An 18,427-nucleotide genomic window follows, 5' to 3' on the forward strand; every position below is an offset into this window, starting at 1 on the left:
GACGAACCAGGCGGCGTCCGCCACGACAGACCCGCCACGATCCGGCTCTACAAGCTCAGCCACCAAACTCCATGATCAACTTAGGCTACGCGGCATTGGTCCATGGCCGATCGTCGTACCGGTCCTACACGTCCTACCCGTCCCCGTCCGACTACGCTTCGCCAACCCCGTCCCGCAGCGGCGGCGGAAGCGGGTCCTCCGGTGGCGGCGGTGGCAGTCGATCGGCGCGACCTCGGTGGTCGCCAGCTAGCTCGCCCGTTGCCTACACCTCTGACGAGGTCGCGGCGCTGGACCGCTACCGCAGCAAGGTCGAGGCGGTAGGACCTCGGACCGAGTCGTACGACCTGTTCCTCTGTCACGCCTGGGACGACCGGCGTGAGACCGCGACTGAACTGCACAACCTCCTCGAAGCCGAGGACGTGTCGGTCTGGTTCAGCGAGAAGGACATCATCCTCGGCCAGCCGTTCATGCGGGAGATCGACAAGGGCCTGGCCAAGACGCGCATCGGTCTCGCCCTCATCACGCCCGCATTCCTCAGGCGTGTCGAGCGCGGCGGGGTGTCCGAGAAGGAACTCTCGGAACTGTTGTCGCGTGACCTGCTGATCCCTGTCGCGCATGGGGTCACCTACGACGAGATTCGGTCGGTCAGCCCGCTCCTCGGCTCCCGCAACGGGCTGAGCACAGAGGAGGACTCCATGGAGGACATCGCCAAGAAGATCGCCGAACTGATCGCCGTGTAACGTCCCGGCGCTACTGGACGGGTAGTGACTATGATCCACCATGGCGTACCAGGTCGTCGGCCCGCCAGCCGTTATCCGGATCTGCCGCCGAGCGGGCGCCAGTGCGGACGAGGCTCTGTCACCGTTCGAAGACGTGCGGGCTGGCGCAGGGTCATGTCCCGGGCCGCTGTTGTGCCGAGACCGGTGCCCCTGCGGGCTAATCGGCGCGCCCGATGGTGAGGTTGCTGTTGGCCGGCTTCGTGCGCAATGCAGCCCGAAGCTGTGGATGCTGCTCCAAGTCGGATCGCATCTCGGCCACTGCCGCGTGCCGGCGGGGACCGACTGGAGCAAAGTTGAAGCCAGTGTCCTGCTTCGGCAGGGCGGCGATGCCCGTCAGAGCAGGCCGTCGTCGAAGCGCATCTCGAGGCTGACCTGCCAGTACTCGGGATCCGGGCAGGAGCCGAGTCGGTCATCAATGCCGACGCCAGTTCCCGGTAGTGGATGGGATAGAGCCAGATCCATCCGGTCCACGGCGGGTCTATGCCCAGCGCGCCGACGCAGCCCGTTTTGCCGTAGCGGGCGGAGGGGTTGGGCGCGGCCTTCATGGTGATCAGGAGGCGGAGTGTCGTGGGCCGGGTCAGGACCGGGCTTGGGTATCGGCTGCGCGTTGGGGACCGTCCCCCAGAGGGGTAGCTGTTCCAGCGGAACCACCTACATTGCTGTGTGAAGCCTTCCTTGCGCATTCAGTGACATGGATAGTCTTGCGTCGGAAGAATCCGGGTACCAGTTACGTGGCCGTTCGGCTCGCGGTCGATGGGGCATGTCGCGCCAAGCTTGTGAGGAAGTCGAAATGGGCGCAGTGCTCCAGTACTGCGTTGTCGACCGCGCTGAGCTGGCCGTATTCATCGAGAAAGCTCGCGCGTAGGTCTGGGCGGTGGGGCCAGACCCGAGTGGCGAGTCGCACGAGGTCGCGGGCGGGCAGGTCGTAGCGGCTGTGCTCGAAGTCGATTAGCCTGACCGCTCCGTCGTCGCCGTAGATCATGTTGCGGGGCATGAAATCGAGGTGGCACGGAAAGGCAGGCAGCGGCGCCAGATCTCGAAGGGCTCCCATATGGGCGCGTACCTCAGCCCGGCGGGCGGCGGCGATGCGGTCCCCGGCCTGGTGGATCCAATACTCGGCCCGTTCTGCAAGCCAGGAGGCCCAGTCCGGTTGGAGGCGGGGTGGCCCGGCGGCGTGCAGTGTCTTGATTAGTTGTCCTGCCTTCCGGTACGCCTCCTGCTCGGCCGTGGGTTCGAGTTGCCGCTCGGTGAGCGGGACTCCCGCTACGGCGGTGATGACGATGGCTGGTGGGCCGTCGGTTGTCGCGAGCAGTCGGGGGCCTTGTCTCCGAGGGCGGGAACCCAGGTCCGGTAGGCCTGGACTTCCTGGTTGTGGCGTTCCGGGCTGCGATGGATCTTGATAATTACGTCTCCATGAGCGGACGTCGAGGCACGGAGCACGCGAATGCCAGCATGCCCGGGGTGCGAGGCCACGGGTTTGGCGTCGGCGTCGAGGAGCCGTTGGCAGAGCGCGAGGTGAACGTCGAGGTCAGTCATGTCGGGGGCGAAGGTGTCGGGTGTCGTTGTGGCTGACGAGTTGCCAGATGGTGCGGCCGAAGCGGTTGGTGGGCCGCTGCCATCGGGCGATGGAGGCGTGGTCGGTGACGAAGCCGAGTCGCAGGCAGGCGTTCCGGGGGAGGCCGAGGAGCAGGGTGTGGGCCGCCTCGATGGTTTCGCCGTGAGCGGCGATGAGGATTCGTTCACCATCGTGGCGGGCGAGGATCCTTCCGAGTGCTGTTGAGGCCCGGTCGAGGTATTCGTACCACGTGTCGGAGCCGGAAGCGTACTGGCGGTCTGGGCTGTGCTGAGGCGGCCCCTGGAAGGAAGTTTTGATGTCGACCCAGGGTCGGCCGTCGGCGTCGCCGTGGTCAGGGCCGCGGAGGTCCGGGTCGATGGTGGCGGCCAGGTGCAGGGCCCGAGTGATGATCTCGGCGGTCTGGGTGACGCGGAGTCGGGGTGTGGCGTAGAGGGCGGCATAGGGCTGTTGGGCATGTTCGGCGGCCAGGCTGGCGGCGAGTTGCTCCGCCTGCTTCCGGCCGAGGTCGGTGAGCCCGGTGCAGCCCTGTTCACCACCCACGATTCCGGCGACGTTGCAGGCGGCTTCGCCGTGGCGGGCGATGACGAGTTCGGTTGTTGGGGCCATTCGGGGGTTCCTTCTCAGGTCAGCTCGGCGAGGAATGGGTCTGGCCAGGGTCGGACGGTGGGCCAGGGGTGGCGGTAGCCGTTGCGGCCGAGATATCGCAGAGTCAGCAGGTGGTGCAGCTCGGCGTACCGTTTCAGGTCGGCCAGGCTGCAGATCTGGGGCGCGACAGCGAGGCGGTAGGCGCGGAGACAGCGAGTGGTCGACCGGTCGGCGAGGCGGCCGTAGGTCATGGATGCGGTGACCAGGAGGCCGGCTAGGTCGTAGCCGAAGGGAGCGAGCGTCAGGTCGTCGAAGTCGACGACGGCGACCTCATTGCCGTTCGCAAGGTAGTTCCGAATGTTCGGGTCCTTGTAGAACGTCACGAACTCCCCGGCTCTGTCGAGTACGGCGTCGATGACCGATCCGTGGATGCCCCCCGCGGCTGCGGCGTGGTGTAGCGCCGCCTGACGCGGGCTGGCGAAGTCGGGGATCACGAGTCCGGTCGAGGTGATGTGGGGTTGATCGAGACGGGCGGTCCGAAGTTCAGATCGGTGCGCGGCAGCGTGGAGCCGGCCGAGTGCTGCGGCGGTCCGCGGAAGGTCGCCCACTTTTGGTGTGTGCCCCGGGAGTCGTTCGAAGATCAGATGTCGGTTACCCCGGGCGAGGAGTGCGGGCAGGCGTACGCCGGAGCCTAAGCCGGCTAGCCAGGCGTGATGGGCGGTAGCGGCGGCGCAGCGTTCCGGGTCGTCGTACCGCTTGACGAAGGGGCCGCCACTCATGGCCGCACCGCCACGGCGTATCTAACCGTGGACCGGGTCGTGTAGGGCGGTGGGGCCAGCCGCTGCTGGAGGGCCGCTGCGAGGGCGGGGATCCCGCCGGTCAGGGTGATCCGGTATTTGGGTGTGGTCGTGAGATGGCGGGCGAGGTGCGTGGCGTCCGCGAAGTGGAAGACGTGTTCCTCGTGCTGGACGTCGATGACTCTCAGCTTGGTGGCGGCGATGGTGTGCAGGTTGCCGCTGTGGAAGCTCTCGTAGAGGCTCGGTCGGCTGGTGGCGTGCGGGTCGAGGCCGGCGGCGTGGACCAGATGGTCGAGGTCGGCGTAGCTGTCCAGCGACTTGGTGACCAGGACGGCTGTGCCGCCGGGGCGTAGGCAGCGGGCGATCTCGGTGATGGCCCCGTCTGGCGTCGGCGAGTGGTACAGACAGAAGGCGGCAACCGCAGCGTCGGCCATGCTGTCGGGCAGTGGCAGGTGGTGAAAGTCAGCGCAGACCACCGAGCCCAACGCACCAGCGTCCCCGAGGCGGTCGCGGGTGGTGTGGAGAAGCGCGGCCGAGGCGTCCACGGCAACGAGCCGCCGGGGCCGGAGCCGGTCAGCCAGGCGCAGGGTTGTGGTACCGCGCCCGCAACCGACGTCGAGCACAGCGGCCCCGGTCGGGACCCGGGCGGCGAGCAGGTCGGCGATCGTGTCGGCGACGTCGCTTCCGCTGATCTTGGCGCGATGCAGCGCGTGGGTACGGTCGGCGAGCCGGCCGTTGCCCCGGTAGAGGTCGCCGTGGACCAGCGTGGGGTCAAGGAACGGGTTGGCCGACATTCGTCGCCTCCCGTTCCGCTGCGGTCAGGTCACGGGCTGGTGCTCGTCGCGGACGCGTTTGATTAGTTGGGTGGCCTGGTGGCGGCTGGTGAGGGTGATCAAGCGGACGTGTGGCCCGTGCTCGCGGAGCAAGTTCCGGACTCGCGGGCGCATGGTGCGCCGGTAGCCAAGGATGTAGCGAACGAAGTTCCAGGTGATGCGGTCGTAGACGCCGTCCTGCTGGTGTTGCCCGCCGCGGTATCGCCAGCGACGTTGGGCGATGCCCCACAGGCAGGTCATAGCTGGCAGGTCGAGGAAGATCACGGTGTCGGCGGCGGCGAGCCGGATCGGCAGAGTGCCGGCATAGTTGCCTTCGATGATCCATCGTTCGCCAGCGACGAGCTTCTCCTGCTGGGCGGCGAACTCGTCCTGCGGTAGCGGCTTCCAGTGCTCGTCGTAGTAGGTCGCGTCGAGGTGAGTCAGGGGCGCGTCGAGGATCCGGGCCAGCTGGCGCGCGACGGTGGACTTGCCGCTGCCGCCGCAGCCGATGATGGCGATCCTGTCCATGGTTCTCCAGGGTAGAGGTGTGGTGCGCTCGTCCGGTGGCGACACGGTGGGTCATAGCAGCACCGACTCCGGGTGATGTAGCAGGTCGGTGAGCACCCCGAGCTGGGTCGAGAGTCGAAACGGGTCGAGGTGCCGTAGGCACCCCGCGATCAGGCTGGCGTGGTCGTCGGTGCCGGCGATCTCGCTGAGCCAGCCGGTGCGGTGCCTCACGTCCGTGGCGTGGCGGACGATCAGCGACGGGGGAACGAGGGCGTCGGCGCTGCGGACCTCACCGGGCAGCAGGGGCATGCAGCCAGCGAGAACGGCTTCGAAGATCCGTTGGGTCATCTGCCCTGCTTTGGCGTACCGGCCGGGCAGCAGCAGAACGGTGGCCAGCGCGTCGGCGTAGATCGCGGACACCCTGGGAAACGAAACGCGGCCGATGAAGTTCAGATTCGGCCAGCGTCTGGTGTCGGCCCACTTGCCCGCGATCAGGTGGGGCAGTTGGGCGGCGGCCGGCGCGAAGTACGTGTCGAACATGTGGTCGCGGTCGTACTGGTTACCGACGTAAACCAGTGGGGTGCGGCGGGGCAGGGCCGCCAGCCCAGCCGGGTCAGCGGCGTCGATAGCCGTGTCGGCAACCGGGAAGTGGAGTGGTACCGCGCCCGGGGTCGGGTGCAGAGCGGGTTCACACACGGTGACCTTGCGGGTACGGCGAAGGGGGTCCGTGGTGGGCAGCCGGCGGTCCTTGTCCCACAGGATCGTTGGAACGCCGACCTGGTGGGTGTAGTGGTCAAGCAGCTCGACCTGCCGATGCAGGTCACAGGTGTGGCCGGGTCGCCCGCAGACGGTGGTGTTACGACCGGGAATTGGCCAGCGCCATTCGAGGAACAGCGCGTCGATATCGGGCAGGCCGACATCCCAGCGGTAGTGGCCGGTGAGATCGTCGCCGGCCTCGCACAGGTCCCGGTTCGGTTGAAGGAAGACGATGTCGTGGCCGGCCGCACAGAGCCCGTCGACCAAGGTCCGGCGGTGACTGCGGCCTCCGTCCGGGGTGTCGATGATGCCGGGACCGAGAAATCCCCAGAAGCTGTAGCCAATTCTCACTTGGTTACCCACCAGCCTTCGATGAGCAGCGCGTCCAGGCCGGACTCGGTGAGGCAGCCCAAGGCCATCTCTGGTGTGCCGCAGATCGGCTTGCCCTTGATGTTCAGCGAGGTGTTGATCAGCACGGGGTGGCCGGTGATCTCGCCGAAGCGGGTGAGGACGTCGGTGAGGAAGGGGTTCTGCTCGCGGGTGACGGTCTGGACCCGGGCGGTGCCGTTGACGTGCACGATCGCGGGCAGCCGGTCGCGGGTCAGATCGGTCACCGGGGCCGCGAGCGACATGTACGGCGAGGGTTGGCGCAGCCGGACGTAGTTGGCGGCCTTGTCGGCGAGGAGCACGGGGGCGAAGGGCCGGAACGGTTCGCGGAACTTGACGGTGGCGTTGAGGCGCTCGACCACGCCGGCCTCCAGGGGAGAGGCGAGGATCGACCGGTGCCCCAGGGCCCGTGGCCCGGCCTCCAGCGCGCCGGTGAACAGGCCCACGATCGCCCCGTCGGCTAACTGCCGGGCCAGATGGTGGACGGGTTCGGCGGGACGGCTCGCGTGCAGTCCCACTCGCGGTGCGGCCGGTAGCGCCAGGTCGGGATAGGCGGGGCCGAGGTAGCAGTGATGGCGGATGCCGGTGGGTGGGCGGCCGGTCACGTCGAGCCAGACATGGGCGGCGGCGCCGATCGCGGTGCCCGCGTCGCCGGGGGCGGGCGGTACGTGTATCTCGTCGACGATGCCGGCCTGGGCGATGAGGCCGGCGGCTACGCAGTTCATCGCGACCCCACCGCCCAGGCAGAGCAGCCCGGAGCCAGTGAGCCGGCGGGCTCGCGCGGCGAGATGCAGCATCACTTGCTGTGTGCGTTCCTGCAGTGCAGCGGCCAGGTCGGCATGCACGGGCTCTACCGGTGCCGTCGGTAGGCGGGGCGGGCAGGTCGCGGCGGTGAACGTGGGTGTGACCCGGCCGTACCGGCTGGCGAGCACCCGCAGGGGGATCAGCGCCGGGTCGAGGGTGAAGCCGTCGGCGGTGAGCCGGATCGCCCGAGACATCACCTCCCGGAACCGGGCGGGGTCGCCAAGGGCAGCCAGCGCCATCACCGTGCCTTCCTCGTCGCCGCGCCGCCAGCCGAGGTGTTCGGTAACGGCTCCGTAGGCGTAGCCGAGGGAGGCCGGGTCGTCGATCGCGTGCGCCAGGTCGAGGCTGAGCCGCGAGTTTCGCTGACGGGCGTGCCAGGTGGTGGTGGTCTGCAACTCGCCGAGGCTGTCGACGATCAGGACCGCTGCGTCATCCACACCGGCGGCGGCGAAGGCGTACAGGGCATGCGCGCGGTGGTGCGGCACCGGCTGGAGTTGTGCGCGTGGGAAACGCTCGGACAGGTCTCGCATCCGGGCCTGGTAGCGGCGGTGGACCGTGGTGAAGCTGCGGGCCCGTGGCACGGCTCGTGCGCGGCTGGCAGCCTGCCGCAGATGGGTCGGCAGTTGGCCCAGCGCGCGTAGGTAGCGGCGTCCGTCGAAGTTGTACGCGACCGTGGTCACGTCCGACGGCGACAGGCCGGCTTCGGCGAGCAGCCAGGCGACACCGTATGCCGGGTACGCCTTGCTGTGCTTGACCCCGTCGAGCCGTTCCTCTTCGACGAAGCCGATCAGGTGGCCGTCGACCAGTAGCGCCGCCGCCGAGTCATGCGTATACGCGCACAGCCCAAGCACCACATCCGCGGTCATGCCAGCTCCGGCGCTGCGAGGGCCGGCCGGGTGAGGTGCTGGTACCAGGCGACGAGAGCAGCGCCGAGCGGCCCTGGGGTGTCGTGGGCGACCTTGCGGGCCAGGTCCCGCTCGCCGAGCTTCCATGTCCGGTAGCTGGTCAGCACTTGCCCGAACGTGTCCCACAGGGTGCCGTCGGACAGGTCGCCGTCGCCGGAGATGACCTGCGCGAGAACAGCGTCCAGCCTGGGCCAGTCGACGCCGATCGGATCCATCTGGGTGACGGCTGGTTCGTGGTGGAGACACTCGGCGGCGGCCGGAGCGTGATCGGCGTAGAGGTGCAGCGAGTCGACGTGGTGGTGGTACTCGCCGACCTCGACACCGAGCCAGCCGGCCATCAGCTCCTGCAGGAGCGTGGTCGCGAAGATGTCGTATGGGAAGCCGAGCCAGAGGTCCTGGCTGCGCATGCTGGTGTGCATCTCGAGCCGGTCCTGCCGGATCAGGAACCGGTACCCGAGAGTGCACGGCACGTCCCGGTAGCCGTGGTGGTCGCGTGCCGGGTCGTAGATCTGGACGACGGCTTGTCGGGAGTCTCGGTCGGCGGTCAGCTTCCGAACGACCGCGTCAAGCTGGTCGAGGCTGCCGCCCCACTGGCGGATCCGCGGCCCGTACGCGCCCTGCAGGATTCCGTCGTCCGCGTAGCGGCGCAGGTTGTCGTTGAAGTCGAAGATCCACGGGTCATCCGAGCCGGATAGGATCCACAGCGCCTCGGCGACGGCGAACGCCGGGTTGATGATGCGCGCCGGTGGCACGGAGACCAGGCGCCGGCGAGGGTTGGTCAGGCACAGGTGTGCGCCGACGACCTCGGTGGTCATCATGTCGCGTGGGCAGGCGATACGGCCGTTGAGGAGCACCGCCTGGCTGGTGGCGGCGAAGAGTTCGCTCGCAGAGTTTGCGGTCAAGACGATCATGACAAGGGTTCCTTCGGTCAGGAGGTGAACGCGGCGAGTCGGTCGCGGGAGAGGTTGACCAACCAGGCGGACTGCCGGGCCATGCCCTCGTGCAGGCCGACGGTGGGCCAGTAGCCGAGCAGCCTGCCGGCAAGGGTCAGGTCCGCGGCCGTCGAGGGAACGTCACCCGGCTGGGCGTCGGCTACCTGGACCGGAATGTGCCGTCCGGTGACCGTGGACGCCTCCTGGATCGCGCCCCGCATGGAAACGCTCGCTCCGCCGCCGACGTTCACCACGGCGCGTGGGGTATCTACGTGAGCGGCGGCGATCGTCGCGGCGACGACGTCGGTGATGTAGGTGAACTCCCGCCGTTGGCTGCCGTCGCCGAAGAGGGTGACCGGCAAACCGGTATAGGCCGCGAATAGCAGCCGGCCGATGGCCATGTCGGGTCGCTGCCGTGGCCCGTACACGGTGAAGTAGCGCAGGGCTGTCACGCTGAGCCGGTTGTCGGGGCGGCACGCGTAGGCCACACAGAGCTGCTCGGCGGCGAGCTTGCTCACTCCGTACGGGGAGACCGGGCTGGTCCGGTCGTCCTCGCGGCTGGGCCGCTCCGCCGGACCGTAGACGCTGGACGAGGAGGCGTAGACCAGCCTCCGTACACCCGATCGGACGCACGCGTCGAGCAGCCGTTGGGTGCCGAGCACGTTGGACTGTGCGTAGTCGTGAAATTCCACACCCCAGGAGGGCCGGACGCCTGGCCGGGCAGCCAGGTGGAACACGATGTCGCAGCCGTCCACAGCGTCATCGAGCCGGTCGGTGGCCAAGTCCCGGCAGAGCGGTGTGAACAGCGTGTTGCCGGCTGCGGCTGCCAGGTTCTCACCTGCGAGGGCGTCCTGACCGAGCCGGCGGCGGTCGAGGCCGACCACTTGCATGCCTCGGGCCAGAAGCGCGTCGACCACATGTGAGCCGATGAAGCCGGCCGCGCCGGTCACCAGCACCCGCGCCGTCATCGGCGACCGCCGGTGTGAGCCGGCTGCGGCGGCATGCGCTGCCACACGAAGGTCAGCAGAGGCGGGTCGACCCCGAAGACCGTGGCCCGGCCGGTCGCCGCCACGCGGGGCTGAGCCGCCGAACCGGGCGCCCCCGTGGTACCTGCGGAGGCGTGCCGCGAGACGTACACGGTCATGACGTCACCGTCTGACGAGTTGCGGTTGATTCCCGCTGCTCTTCCTGGTCGTGGCGGACCTGCGACACCCTCGCGGATGCGCCAGGCGGATCCGCCGCAATCTCCCTGAACCGTTCACCATTCGGCTGCATCACCAAAGCCCCCAAGGTCATCTGCTGGATAGGCGCGGCGGCGGCGAGCGGGGTCGCGCGAGCTCGCTCCAGCCGACACCGTCGCCGCCGCCGTCGCCCGGGGCCCAACGGCCTGGCCGCTGCGGCACCGACCGTCACATCCCTCGATGAACAGGCTGGCTGCGGCGCCAGCCCAGATGAAGTGGTGCGCCGTCAGCCGGTGTCAGCCGACGCCGCTGGTTCCGGGAGTACGACGACTGCCGGCCCGGCGATAGGGTGCGGACATGACTACCGACGCTCGGCGGGCCGGCGAGTGGACCATCCACGGCGAGCGGGTCGTCGACGACACCCGGCGAGCGGTGCTCAGCATCGCTGACGTCGAGTTGCCGGATGGTGTCCGTTTCGAGCAGTACGTGCTGCGGGTGCCGTCGGCGGCGATGGTGATCGTTCTCGACGATGCCGACCGGGTGCTGATGATGTGGCGGCATCGGTTCATCATCGACCGCTGGGTGTGGGAGCTGCCCGGCGGCTATCTCGACCACGACGAGGATCCGGCCGTGTGCGCCGCTCGGGAGGTCGAGGAGGAGACCGGGTGGCAGCCGAGAACGATGGAGCCGCTGCTGGGGTTCCAGCCGATGGTCGGCACCATCGACCAGCAGAATCTGATCTACCTGTCCCGGGGAGCGGATCTGACGGGCGCGGCGCCTGACGTCAACGAGGCGGAGCGGATCGGCTGGATCCCGCTGGGCGAGGTGGAGCAGCGGATCAACGCTGGGGAGATCGTGGGCGCCGGGTCGGTCGCCGGCCTGCTCGCGGTCCTGTTGGCAAGAGCGACCGGGCGGATCTAGACAGCCTGGATTGCCGGCTGCACCCGGTCGGAGAACTCCTGAACGGCGGCCAGGCCGGCGTGCGGGGCGATCCGGTCCGCGAGTGTGGCAAGGTAGCCACGCGCCCGCTCCGAGCGAAGCCCTAGGGCTGCCTCGGCGGCCTGGCATCCCACCACGCTGGCCTGCTCCGGGTCACCAGCCTGCGCGTGGGCAAGCGCCAGCAGCGCCAAGTTGAACTGCCGCCCTCGGGCATAGGCGCGGCCGTCCATCTCCAACGACCGCACCGCGAAACGGGCCGCCGTCTCGCCACGGCCGAGAGCAGCGAAGCAGTGGCCGAACTTCGCCGACAGGTATGCCTCGTCGAAGTACCCGATCCACTGTGGCGCGCTGGCACGTTCCGCGCGATCGAAGGTGCGTTCGGCGCGGTCCAAAGCCGCCGCGCACGCGGCTTCGTCGCCGCCGACGGCATGGCCCTGCGCCTCTAGGACGGCCGATTCAGCCTGGATGGCGGCGATGCCGGACTCGGCCGCCGTCCGTCCGGCTGCGCGCGCCAGGTCGACCGCTTCCGCGGACGCGCCGAGGTAGGCCGCCTGGTGACTCATCGCGGCGAGGATCTCCGCGCCGAGGGGTCGATCGCCTGCCGCGGCTGCCATCCGCAACGCCTGGACCATGTACCGCTGCGCCAGGCCGTGCAGGCCGACGTCGTACGACGCCCACCCCGCGAGCTGGGTGGCCTCCGCCGCCGCCGAGAACAGCATGGCACCGGTGCCGGCGTCGAAGCGGCCCCGCAGCAGAGCCGCCACCTCGGTGTCGAGGAACCGGACCAGCCCATCCCGGACGTGGCCTCCGCCGTACCGGTTGTCCAGCGTCCGATAGACGCTGGTGATCTGTCGGACGGTGTCGATGTCCGGTTGACCGACGAGGCGATCGCCGTCGCCGACTGGCCGCTCATCGAGTCGCACGGTCAGCCAGCGGAAAGCCGGCGCGACGAACGCCGCCGCGCTGAACCCGGCCCCCACCAGGAGATCTCGCCGTTGCATGTCTCTCCGCCAGAGCTCCGCCGCGACCTCTACACCGTGTCGCCAGTCCGGTGCGAACTCTAGCCCGCCCAGCTCGTCGAGAACCGGCGCTGCGACGCTTGCGGTCAGTCCGCCGCTGTCGGCTGACGCCTTCGTCAGCAGGGCGCACAGCTGTCCGCCGGCGCCGAGGGCGGCGTCGAGCAGCGCGGCGACGGAGGCGCTCGGGCGCTTGGCGCCTGCCTCAAGGTCCCACAGGTAACCGTGGGAGCAGTGCACCTGCTGTCCGAGACGGCGCAGCGACAGCCCTCGCTGTTCGCGTAGCTCCCTCAGACGCGGCCCGAAGGTCGGGTTGACGGCGACGTTCTGTCGCGGCATGGCGCGCTCCTCGGAGCGAGATCATGGTGGCCGTAGCCGCAGTGTCCGGAAACGACGGTCTGGCTCGACGGTACCGCTTGTTCTGCGACCACGGGACCACGAAACGTGTCGGCCGCCGGCCGAACGCCAGGATCTGCCGCCGCATCTCACTTTGTGAGACGGGGTGGCCATGCCGGTCAAGATTTTTCCACCGATCCGTGCGAGGAAATTCATGCTGACTGAGACCGATGCGGGTTGACCGGTGCTGACGCGTCCTACTGGGTCCGGAAGGGTCATGATCGGTTGCTGGTGAAGCTGGTTGACAGGGTGCTGCTGGCGGAGGCGTACTGGATGCACGCGACCGCTTGGCGGTCTGCCTACCGGGTTCGATCGGCCGATCTGGTGGCGCTCCTTCGGAGCGTCGCCTGTCGTTCGGGGCCCGGGAGTCGGCAGGCCGTCAAGGGTCCTGAGCGACAGGGGGACCGCCATGAAGGATCTTCTCCCGGCCGAATAAGCCGGTGCGCTGCCCCAGCCTCGCCGTTCGTGGCTGACGGGATCTGCGCTTCCCCTGTCCACGAGTCGCGCTGGGCCCAGGCCCGGGTCTGATCGCGTCGGCTCGCCCTCTCTCGCTGGACGAACGTCTTCTGTACGCCGCCGGTCAGGGTCACTGACTGCTGGCGCGGCATCGTGGCGTATTCGTCTGGTCGTTCCGGGTTCGGGACGGCTCGTTGCTTGACAACTCCACAGTGAAGTCCCACCTGCACTGCTTGGCTCCCGGTTTGGGGGCATTCCGCGACCGCTGCCCATCGTGCCTGCTGGGGCGCGAGTCCTGTGGTTTCACCCGACGCCGCGCCTGGCCGGCGTCGGCGACATCTTCAACGAAGGAGTTCCGTTGTTGTATCCCGTGCTTTCGACCGCCGCCGTGGCCGGTGACGGTGACAGTTCCCGGCTTGACCCCCGTTCGGGGGTCGGGCTTGCCGTCCGGGTTGGCGTCGGTCTTCAGCCGGACCCCCGGACGGACCCCTGGTTCGTTCTCACACCGCAGGTCAGCCGGTCTGCCAGCGGCGGCTGGTTGTCCCGCGACAGACCCGTCCTGGTCTCGGGTCTCTCCCCCCTGGGCAGGACGCGTGCGTATCGGAGAGGAGGTGACCGTGGATGGATGATCCGGTTCTGCGGGTCCAGTCGCAGTTGACCGGCCGGGACCGGGTGCTGCTGGGCTGGCTCTACGACCACGGGGTGCTGACCTCGTTCCAGATCGCCCACGCCCTGTTCCCGTCGGTGGACTTCTGCCAGCGCCGGCTGCGCACCCTGTACCAGCTTCGGCTGGTGGCGCGGTTCCGCCCGCAGCGCGCCGACGGCGGGTCGTTCCCGTACCACTACGTCATTGACCAGCTCGGCGCAGAGGTCGTTGCGGCGGGCCGGGACGAGCGGCCACCGCGCCGCGATCACGCCCGGGTCGAGCGGCGGCGGTGGACGTCCAACCGCACCCTGGCACACCGCCTCGGGGTGAACGGCTTCTTCACCGAACTGGCCGGCCACGCCCGCACCCACCCCGGCGCTGACCTGGTCGAGTGGTTGCCGGAGTCGGCGTGCCTGCGCGCCGGCGCGTTCACCGGGCCGCAGGATCCGGGCCTGGTGCGCGCGTACCAGCCGCGGGTCCGCCCGGACGGCTACGGCCTCTGGGCCGAGAACGCCGTCACGGTGCCGATCTTCCTCGAGTACGACACCGGCGGCGAGCAGCTTTCCGTCCTTGCCGGCAAGCTGGTCGGCTACCGGGAGCTGTTCGCCACGATCGGGCGGGCGTGGCCGGTGCTGTTCTGGCTGCACTCCGCCGCCCGAGAACGCAATCTGCGCCGACTACTCGTCGACGCGCCGCTCCAGGTGCCCGTCGCCACCGGCGCCCGCGATCACGCCGTCACGGCGGGGCTGTCTCCCGCTGAGGCGGTCTGGGTGGTGGCCGGCGGAGGAGGGCAGCGGCGGCAGCTGACCGACCTGGCCGTGTACGTCGCTGGTGGCTTGGGTTTTTCAGGGGAGGCGCCGTGATGGGTGCCGGCGGTCAAGGGGTCACGCACTGTACCTCGCATGGGCGCAGGACAGCATCATTCAGCCACTCCCGCCGGTCTGTCAGCCGCGCTGCGGCAGACGCTGACAGACCGGTGAGAGTGCCGGATCGTTGCGATAAGGGCGGGCTGGAGGTACGGTCCCGCGTCCGCTGCGACCGGTCCGCGACCAGCGCCTGGTCCCTTCTCTTCCCCGTCCCGGACCACGTTTCCGGGACCGGCCGCCAACTTGTCGAACTCTTCCTGGTTGGCAGGGGAGCCTTCGCCACCGTCCGGTCCGGGGAGAGGGTGGTCCGCCACGACCCCACCAGTATTTGACCCGGACATCGGTCTGCGGACCAGTCGGGTCGAGGGAAGCGTCCAGATCATCATCATGCTCGCCATCGGTGGGGCGGCCGGCGCGGCCAGCTTCACGCACGTCCACAACGTCGCCGCGGTCCACGGTCAACCGGGTTGGCTGGCCTGGGCCGACGCGATCGTCCTCGAGTTGATGTCCATCGCGTCCGGGCTGGAGTTGCGGCGCCGTAAACGCGCGCACACCTCGGCGGTGTTCCCCGCGAGTGTGCTGGCTTTCGCGGTCACGCTGTCCCTCGCCGCGCAGGTCGTCGAGGCCGAACCGTCGCCGGTGGGCTGGATTGCCGCGGCCGTTCCCGCGCTCGGCTTCCTCGTCATGGTCAAGATCGCCCTCGGCTACACCAGCGCCGCGTCCGGGACCGCCGCCTCCCGGCCCGCGGAACATTTGCCAGACCGGACCGCGTGGACGACGGATGACAACCCGTCCTTTGCCACCGTGGAGGAACCGTCCGTGGTCCGGACCGTCCGCCCATCAGGTACCGGCCATCAACCGGGCGGACCGGACCGTCGTCGTCGCAGGGCAGGCCGTGGAGGGTCCGCCCCGCACTCCCTTGACGTGGCCGAGTTGCTGCCGGCAGCGCGGCATGTCCGGGATCGACTCGTATCTGACGGGCGGGCGCTCAGCCGGGCTGCACTCGCCGAGGCCCTCCGTCGGTCGGGTCACACCGTGTCCAACGCCCGGGTGTCCGAACTTTTGAAGATCCTCAAGGCCGAGGCGTCCTCGGTGCCCGGAGCGCAGGGCGACCCGCCATGATCGGCTCCGACTTTGGCATTACCAGTGCTGGGGAGTCGGCAGCGAACTGCGGACGCCAGCCCGTGAGACGGTGCGAGAGCGGCACTGCCAGCGACGTCTCCCGGACCACGCCCACCGACGCCGCGGGGCCCGGACATCCGCAGAATGGTCGGGAGAATCTTGATCATCGGCAGCTACGTGATCCCAACCGAGCGTTCCTCCGACGCCAGGACAGGCCTGAGAGGCGGTGTCGACGGCGTGCACTTGTCAGGTGTGAACGGCTCGTTGGCCGGCGGGTGGCCGATCGTCGGACGGAGGCGCCTGGTCGGACGGGTTTGCCCAACCGTGGCTTGTGGTCGTACTGCCTTCCGCCCGCTGTCCGTCAGACGATCGGAAGTTGAGGTGGCGGTGTGGCAACGAACCACGCCGTGGCTCCGCATCCGTGTGGATACGTCACCTCGCAGACCTGGACGTGGGCCCTGTCAAGCTGCCGGCACCGCGCCGACGGTCCATCGCGTTTCGGCAGCCAGTTCACCGGCTGTCGCCTGGCGTCAGCGGTGGACTGCCTTTTATGGACCGGGACGATGGCCCGCACCGCGCCGGCGACGGCGGGCCGTGGAATCTCCGGCTCCCGGCAGCTGGTCGATGACTTGATCTGTTCGGAAAGTCGAGCGTCACTCGTGCCGGCCGCCATCCCGGCGGACCCGACAGCGGTATTCCCCACCGCTGGCCGGGATGGCGGCACCCGAGCCGACATTTTCTGCGAGAGGCAAGAGCTGATGACGCAGCCGCACCGCCGCCCTGTACCCCGTGAGGTCTCCGACGTCCTGCTGTGGCTGCTTGCTACTGACGTCGCCGCAGCTCGCTTCTCCGACCCGCACGGGCCGGGCCGCTGCGCTAACCTGCGCTGCACGGGCCGGCCATACCCGTGCCAATCGGCACGCGACGCCCACCGCTCCTTTCAGGCCGCCATCCGACCCTGGCAGCTCGCCGGAGGCCGTACGCGGGTCACAGCCGCGCGGTTCGCCGGTTGGTTCCGGCCCACCCCAGCGGTGCACCCGCACAGCGGTCGCTGCCGTCACCGCGCGCTGCCTGACAGTCGGCACCGCCACATCCCACACGTTGCTGCCCTGCCCAAATCCGCTGCCGAGGACGGGCAGGTGTGGCACCACCATGTCCACGTCCGCGGGCAGTTGCGGGGGCCTTCCAACGCCGACGGCCAGCCGTAGCGCACCTGAACACAGCTACTCAAAGGCCCGATTGGGACGCCTGCAGCTCGGTGAAACCGCTACCTCATCCGTGACGCCGCATCTCCGACCGCGCCCACCCGTCATCCGGCGCACATGGGGCGGTGGCGGTGCGGCCGCCTGAGCCCTTCACGAAGACCGGAGATTCACCCGCCATGAGTATCGAAGCTGTCTCCTGGGCGCTCAACGAAGCGCCCGACGTTCCACCGCGATGTCTCGCCGTCCTGATCGGCCTGGCCAACCACGCCGACGCCGGTGGCCGTGCGGCGTTCCCCTCCCAGGAACGTCTCGCCCACTACGCCCGCAAGACCGTGCGATCCGTTCGCCGCGACCTGGACGAGCTGGAACGCCTCGGCCTCATCCGCCGCGGCGACCAACGTCATACCGCGTTTCTCCCCGCGGACCGTCGGCCCGTCGTCTGGAACCTCGCCATGCACCGCCGCCGCCCCACCCCCACGAGCCTCGACCTGCTCGCCCAACCCCAGTCCGGCCGGCCCACCGAAGCCGCTCAACCTGTGGATAACCGGGAGGACGTCCGCGTCCTCCCGGTTATCCACTGGCCGGACGTACATGTCCGAGCGGCCGGACGCACACGTCCGAGCGGCCGGACGCGCATGTCCGACGAACCGTCCTTAACCGTCCATAACCAAACGCGCACCCGCGCGAAAAGGAGCGGCCCTACTCCACCCACCGACTCGCGAGCCGGGCAATGCGCCCAGCACCGCGGATCGCCCGCGCACAACTGCGGCCCTTGCCGCGCAGAACGTCTCGAGGCCGCCCCGCCACAGGCCATCCATTCCACGCCCAACGCTGGTGCGGTGTTGTCGCGCTCCGCAACGCCACGCGCGTGGCGCGATGCACGACCCGCGGCGCGGCATGATCCCGACGACGAGGCACGAACCGAAGCCAACACCACCCCTACGACACTTTCCCCAACCCCGACCAACCCGGCCAACGTATGTGGCTAGAGCGCTAGCTCCAACCTTCAATCGACTTCCGCTCGTTTGCTGCATTGCACGACCGCCCATCCGCTAGCCAGTGGGCTACCACCTGGTGATCGAGACCCACACTGCCAGCGTTAGGGCCAGTGAGGTGATCTCAACAAGGATGGTCGTCTGACCTGTACGACACGCGCGAATCCGTCCTTACCGGACGGTGCTGGAAGAGGACGTGGGGCCCTCGGTAGGCAGTTCTCACCACAAGATCAGCCCAGCAAGTGAGGACCCCACGTGATCGCCTATCGTGCCATGCTCGACGTACCCAGGGAACTCGTCCAGCACGTGGCACGGCTGTTACGAGCCGAGCGTCGGGCAGTGGGCACCCGATCGGGCACGCGAGCCCTGACTTGCTTCTACCAGGCGCTTCTGGTGTTGGTGTGGTTCCGCAAGGGCGAGGACAAGACCATTCTCGGGGCGGGCTTCGGGGTGTCGCGGGCCACCGCCTACCGGTACGTCGTCGAGGCCGTGCGGGTCCTGGCGGCGCAGACACCCACCCTGCACGACGCCCTCACCCGGGTCGCTGCCGACGGCTGGTCGCACGTGATCCTGGACGGCAAGCTCTTCGACACCGACCGCCTCGCCGAGACCACTGTGAGCGTGAAGGGCGACACGATCGATGCGTGGTACTCCGGGAAACACCGTGACTTCGGCGCGAACATTCAGGCCGTGATGCGCCCGGACGGGCTACCGATCTGGACCTCCGAGGCGATGTCCGGACATCTGCACGACCTGACCTGCGCC

At 69.0% G+C, this 18,427-nt stretch carries 18 protein-coding genes; 6 read left to right on the plus strand and 12 right to left on the minus strand.

The window, feature by feature from the left end:
• Positions 1 to 740 (plus strand): toll/interleukin-1 receptor domain-containing protein (locus tag JNW87_RS19200; protein ID WP_238454160.1); only part of this gene is annotated, 740 nt, incomplete at its 5' end.
• Positions 741 to 1,112: 372 nt separating this feature from the next.
• Here the strand turns inward: JNW87_RS19200 and JNW87_RS39625 are convergent.
• The 11 genes from JNW87_RS39625 to amcA all read right to left on the minus strand — a co-directional run bounded on the left by JNW87_RS39625 (position 1,113) and on the right by amcA (position 9,984).
• Positions 1,113 to 1,241, minus strand: a complete 129-nt coding sequence (locus JNW87_RS39625) for a hypothetical protein (protein ID WP_255544073.1) — start codon at positions 1,239 to 1,241, stop codon at positions 1,113 to 1,115.
• Positions 1,242 to 1,506: 265 nt separating this feature from the next.
• Positions 1,507 to 2,286: an aminoglycoside phosphotransferase family protein gene (locus JNW87_RS19205; protein ID WP_309233985.1), complete on the minus strand. Its 780-nt coding sequence runs from the start codon at positions 2,284 to 2,286 to the stop codon at positions 1,507 to 1,509.
• Between the two features lie 21 nt (positions 2,287 to 2,307).
• Positions 2,308 to 2,961, minus strand: coding sequence for a histidine phosphatase family protein (locus tag JNW87_RS19210; RefSeq protein WP_109802262.1), 654 nt, complete (start codon positions 2,959 to 2,961; stop codon positions 2,308 to 2,310).
• 14 nt (positions 2,962 to 2,975) lie between these two features.
• Positions 2,976 to 3,719, minus strand: a complete 744-nt coding sequence (locus JNW87_RS19215; protein ID WP_109802263.1) for a phosphotransferase — start codon at positions 3,717 to 3,719, stop codon at positions 2,976 to 2,978.
• Positions 3,716 to 4,531, minus strand: a complete 816-nt coding sequence (locus tag JNW87_RS19220; protein ID WP_109802264.1) for a class I SAM-dependent methyltransferase — start codon at positions 4,529 to 4,531, stop codon at positions 3,716 to 3,718. The genes JNW87_RS19215 and JNW87_RS19220 overlap by 4 nt, the downstream gene beginning before the upstream one ends.
• Before the next feature lie 24 nt (positions 4,532 to 4,555).
• On the minus strand, positions 4,556 to 5,077 hold the full coding sequence (locus tag JNW87_RS19225; RefSeq protein ID WP_109802265.1) for a topology modulation protein: 522 nt from the start codon (positions 5,075 to 5,077) through the stop codon (positions 4,556 to 4,558).
• 51 nt (positions 5,078 to 5,128) lie between these two features.
• Complete coding sequence (locus JNW87_RS19230) at positions 5,129 to 6,163, minus strand: hypothetical protein (protein ID WP_109802266.1); 1,035 nt, start codon at positions 6,161 to 6,163, stop codon at positions 5,129 to 5,131.
• Positions 6,160 to 7,869: a carbamoyltransferase C-terminal domain-containing protein gene (locus JNW87_RS19235; protein WP_109802267.1), complete on the minus strand. Its 1,710-nt coding sequence runs from the start codon at positions 7,867 to 7,869 to the stop codon at positions 6,160 to 6,162. Before JNW87_RS19235 ends, JNW87_RS19230 begins: the two co-directional genes overlap by 4 nt.
• Positions 7,866 to 8,819: a thymidylate synthase gene (locus JNW87_RS19240; RefSeq protein WP_109802268.1), complete on the minus strand. Its 954-nt coding sequence runs from the start codon at positions 8,817 to 8,819 to the stop codon at positions 7,866 to 7,868. The genes JNW87_RS19235 and JNW87_RS19240 overlap by 4 nt, the downstream gene beginning before the upstream one ends.
• A 17-nt stretch (positions 8,820 to 8,836) precedes the next feature.
• Positions 8,837 to 9,808 carry an NAD-dependent epimerase/dehydratase family protein gene (locus tag JNW87_RS19245; RefSeq protein ID WP_238454161.1) on the minus strand — a complete coding sequence of 324 codons (972 nt, stop codon included), beginning with the start codon at positions 9,806 to 9,808 and terminating at the stop codon, positions 8,837 to 8,839.
• A complete protein-coding gene (amcA, locus tag JNW87_RS40240; RefSeq protein WP_109802270.1) occupies positions 9,805 to 9,984 on the minus strand; it encodes a multiple cyclophane-containing RiPP AmcA in 180 nt (59 codons plus the stop codon). The genes JNW87_RS19245 and amcA overlap by 4 nt, the downstream gene beginning before the upstream one ends.
• A gap of 394 nt (positions 9,985 to 10,378) precedes the next feature.
• Between amcA and JNW87_RS19250 the strand changes: the two genes are divergently transcribed.
• Positions 10,379 to 10,942: an NUDIX hydrolase gene (locus JNW87_RS19250; protein ID WP_109802271.1), complete on the plus strand. Its 564-nt coding sequence runs from the start codon at positions 10,379 to 10,381 to the stop codon at positions 10,940 to 10,942.
• Here JNW87_RS19250 and JNW87_RS19255 read toward each other — a convergent pair.
• Entirely contained in the window at positions 10,939 to 12,315 is a 1,377-nt protein-coding gene (locus tag JNW87_RS19255) for a helix-turn-helix domain-containing protein (protein WP_238454162.1), read from the minus strand. The genes JNW87_RS19250 and JNW87_RS19255 overlap by 4 nt on opposite strands.
• Positions 12,316 to 13,449: 1,134 nt before the next feature.
• On the opposite strand from JNW87_RS19255, the gene JNW87_RS19260 reads away from it, so the two are divergent.
• The 4 genes from JNW87_RS19260 to JNW87_RS19275 form a co-directional block, all read left to right on the plus strand.
• Entirely contained in the window at positions 13,450 to 14,337 is an 888-nt protein-coding gene (locus tag JNW87_RS19260; protein ID WP_109802273.1) for a replication-relaxation family protein, read from the plus strand.
• Between the two features lie 390 nt (positions 14,338 to 14,727).
• Positions 14,728 to 15,462: a DUF2637 domain-containing protein gene (locus JNW87_RS19265; protein ID WP_109802275.1), complete on the plus strand. Its 735-nt coding sequence runs from the start codon at positions 14,728 to 14,730 to the stop codon at positions 15,460 to 15,462.
• A gap of 1,381 nt (positions 15,463 to 16,843) precedes the next feature.
• A complete protein-coding gene (locus tag JNW87_RS41570) occupies positions 16,844 to 17,656 on the plus strand; it encodes a helix-turn-helix domain-containing protein (protein ID WP_375373520.1) in 813 nt (270 codons plus the stop codon).
• 279 nt (positions 17,657 to 17,935) lie between these two features.
• On the plus strand, positions 17,936 to 18,427 hold a 492-nt coding region (locus JNW87_RS19275; protein WP_255544076.1), incomplete at its 3' end, for a transposase family protein.

Origin of the sequence: Micromonospora sp. ATA51 (assembly GCF_016802855.1) — a bacterium.
In the GTDB taxonomy this organism is placed as follows: domain Bacteria; phylum Actinomycetota; class Actinomycetes; order Mycobacteriales; family Micromonosporaceae; genus Micromonospora; species Micromonospora sicca.

Bases quoted from the DNA above. Each gene is read 5' to 3' on its own strand.
- JNW87_RS39625 (WP_255544073.1), bottom strand. From the start codon at position 1,241: ATGGATCTGGCTCTATCCCATCCACTACCGGGAACTGGCGTCGGCATT.
- JNW87_RS19210 (WP_109802262.1), bottom strand. From the start codon at position 2,961: ATGGCCCCAACAACCGAACTCGTCATCGCCCGCCACGGCGAAGCCGCC.
- JNW87_RS19215 (WP_109802263.1), bottom strand. From the start codon at position 3,719: ATGAGTGGCGGCCCCTTCGTCAAGCGGTACGACGACCCGGAACGCTGC.
- JNW87_RS19220 (WP_109802264.1), bottom strand. From the start codon at position 4,531: ATGTCGGCCAACCCGTTCCTTGACCCCACGCTGGTCCACGGCGACCTC.
- JNW87_RS19225 (WP_109802265.1), bottom strand. From the start codon at position 5,077: ATGGACAGGATCGCCATCATCGGCTGCGGCGGCAGCGGCAAGTCCACC.
- JNW87_RS19235 (WP_109802267.1), bottom strand. From the start codon at position 7,869: ATGACCGCGGATGTGGTGCTTGGGCTGTGCGCGTATACGCATGACTCG.
- JNW87_RS19240 (WP_109802268.1), bottom strand. From the start codon at position 8,819: ATGATCGTCTTGACCGCAAACTCTGCGAGCGAACTCTTCGCCGCCACC.
- JNW87_RS19245 (WP_238454161.1), bottom strand. From the start codon at position 9,808: ATGACGGCGCGGGTGCTGGTGACCGGCGCGGCCGGCTTCATCGGCTCA.
- amcA (WP_109802270.1), bottom strand. From the start codon at position 9,984: ATGACCGTGTACGTCTCGCGGCACGCCTCCGCAGGTACCACGGGGGCG.
- JNW87_RS19250 (WP_109802271.1), top strand. From the start codon at position 10,379: ATGACTACCGACGCTCGGCGGGCCGGCGAGTGGACCATCCACGGCGAG.
- JNW87_RS19255 (WP_238454162.1), bottom strand. From the start codon at position 12,315: ATGCCGCGACAGAACGTCGCCGTCAACCCGACCTTCGGGCCGCGTCTG.
- JNW87_RS19260 (WP_109802273.1), top strand. From the start codon at position 13,450: ATGGATGATCCGGTTCTGCGGGTCCAGTCGCAGTTGACCGGCCGGGAC.
- JNW87_RS19265 (WP_109802275.1), top strand. From the start codon at position 14,728: ATGCTCGCCATCGGTGGGGCGGCCGGCGCGGCCAGCTTCACGCACGTC.
- JNW87_RS41570 (WP_375373520.1), top strand. From the start codon at position 16,844: ATGAGTATCGAAGCTGTCTCCTGGGCGCTCAACGAAGCGCCCGACGTT.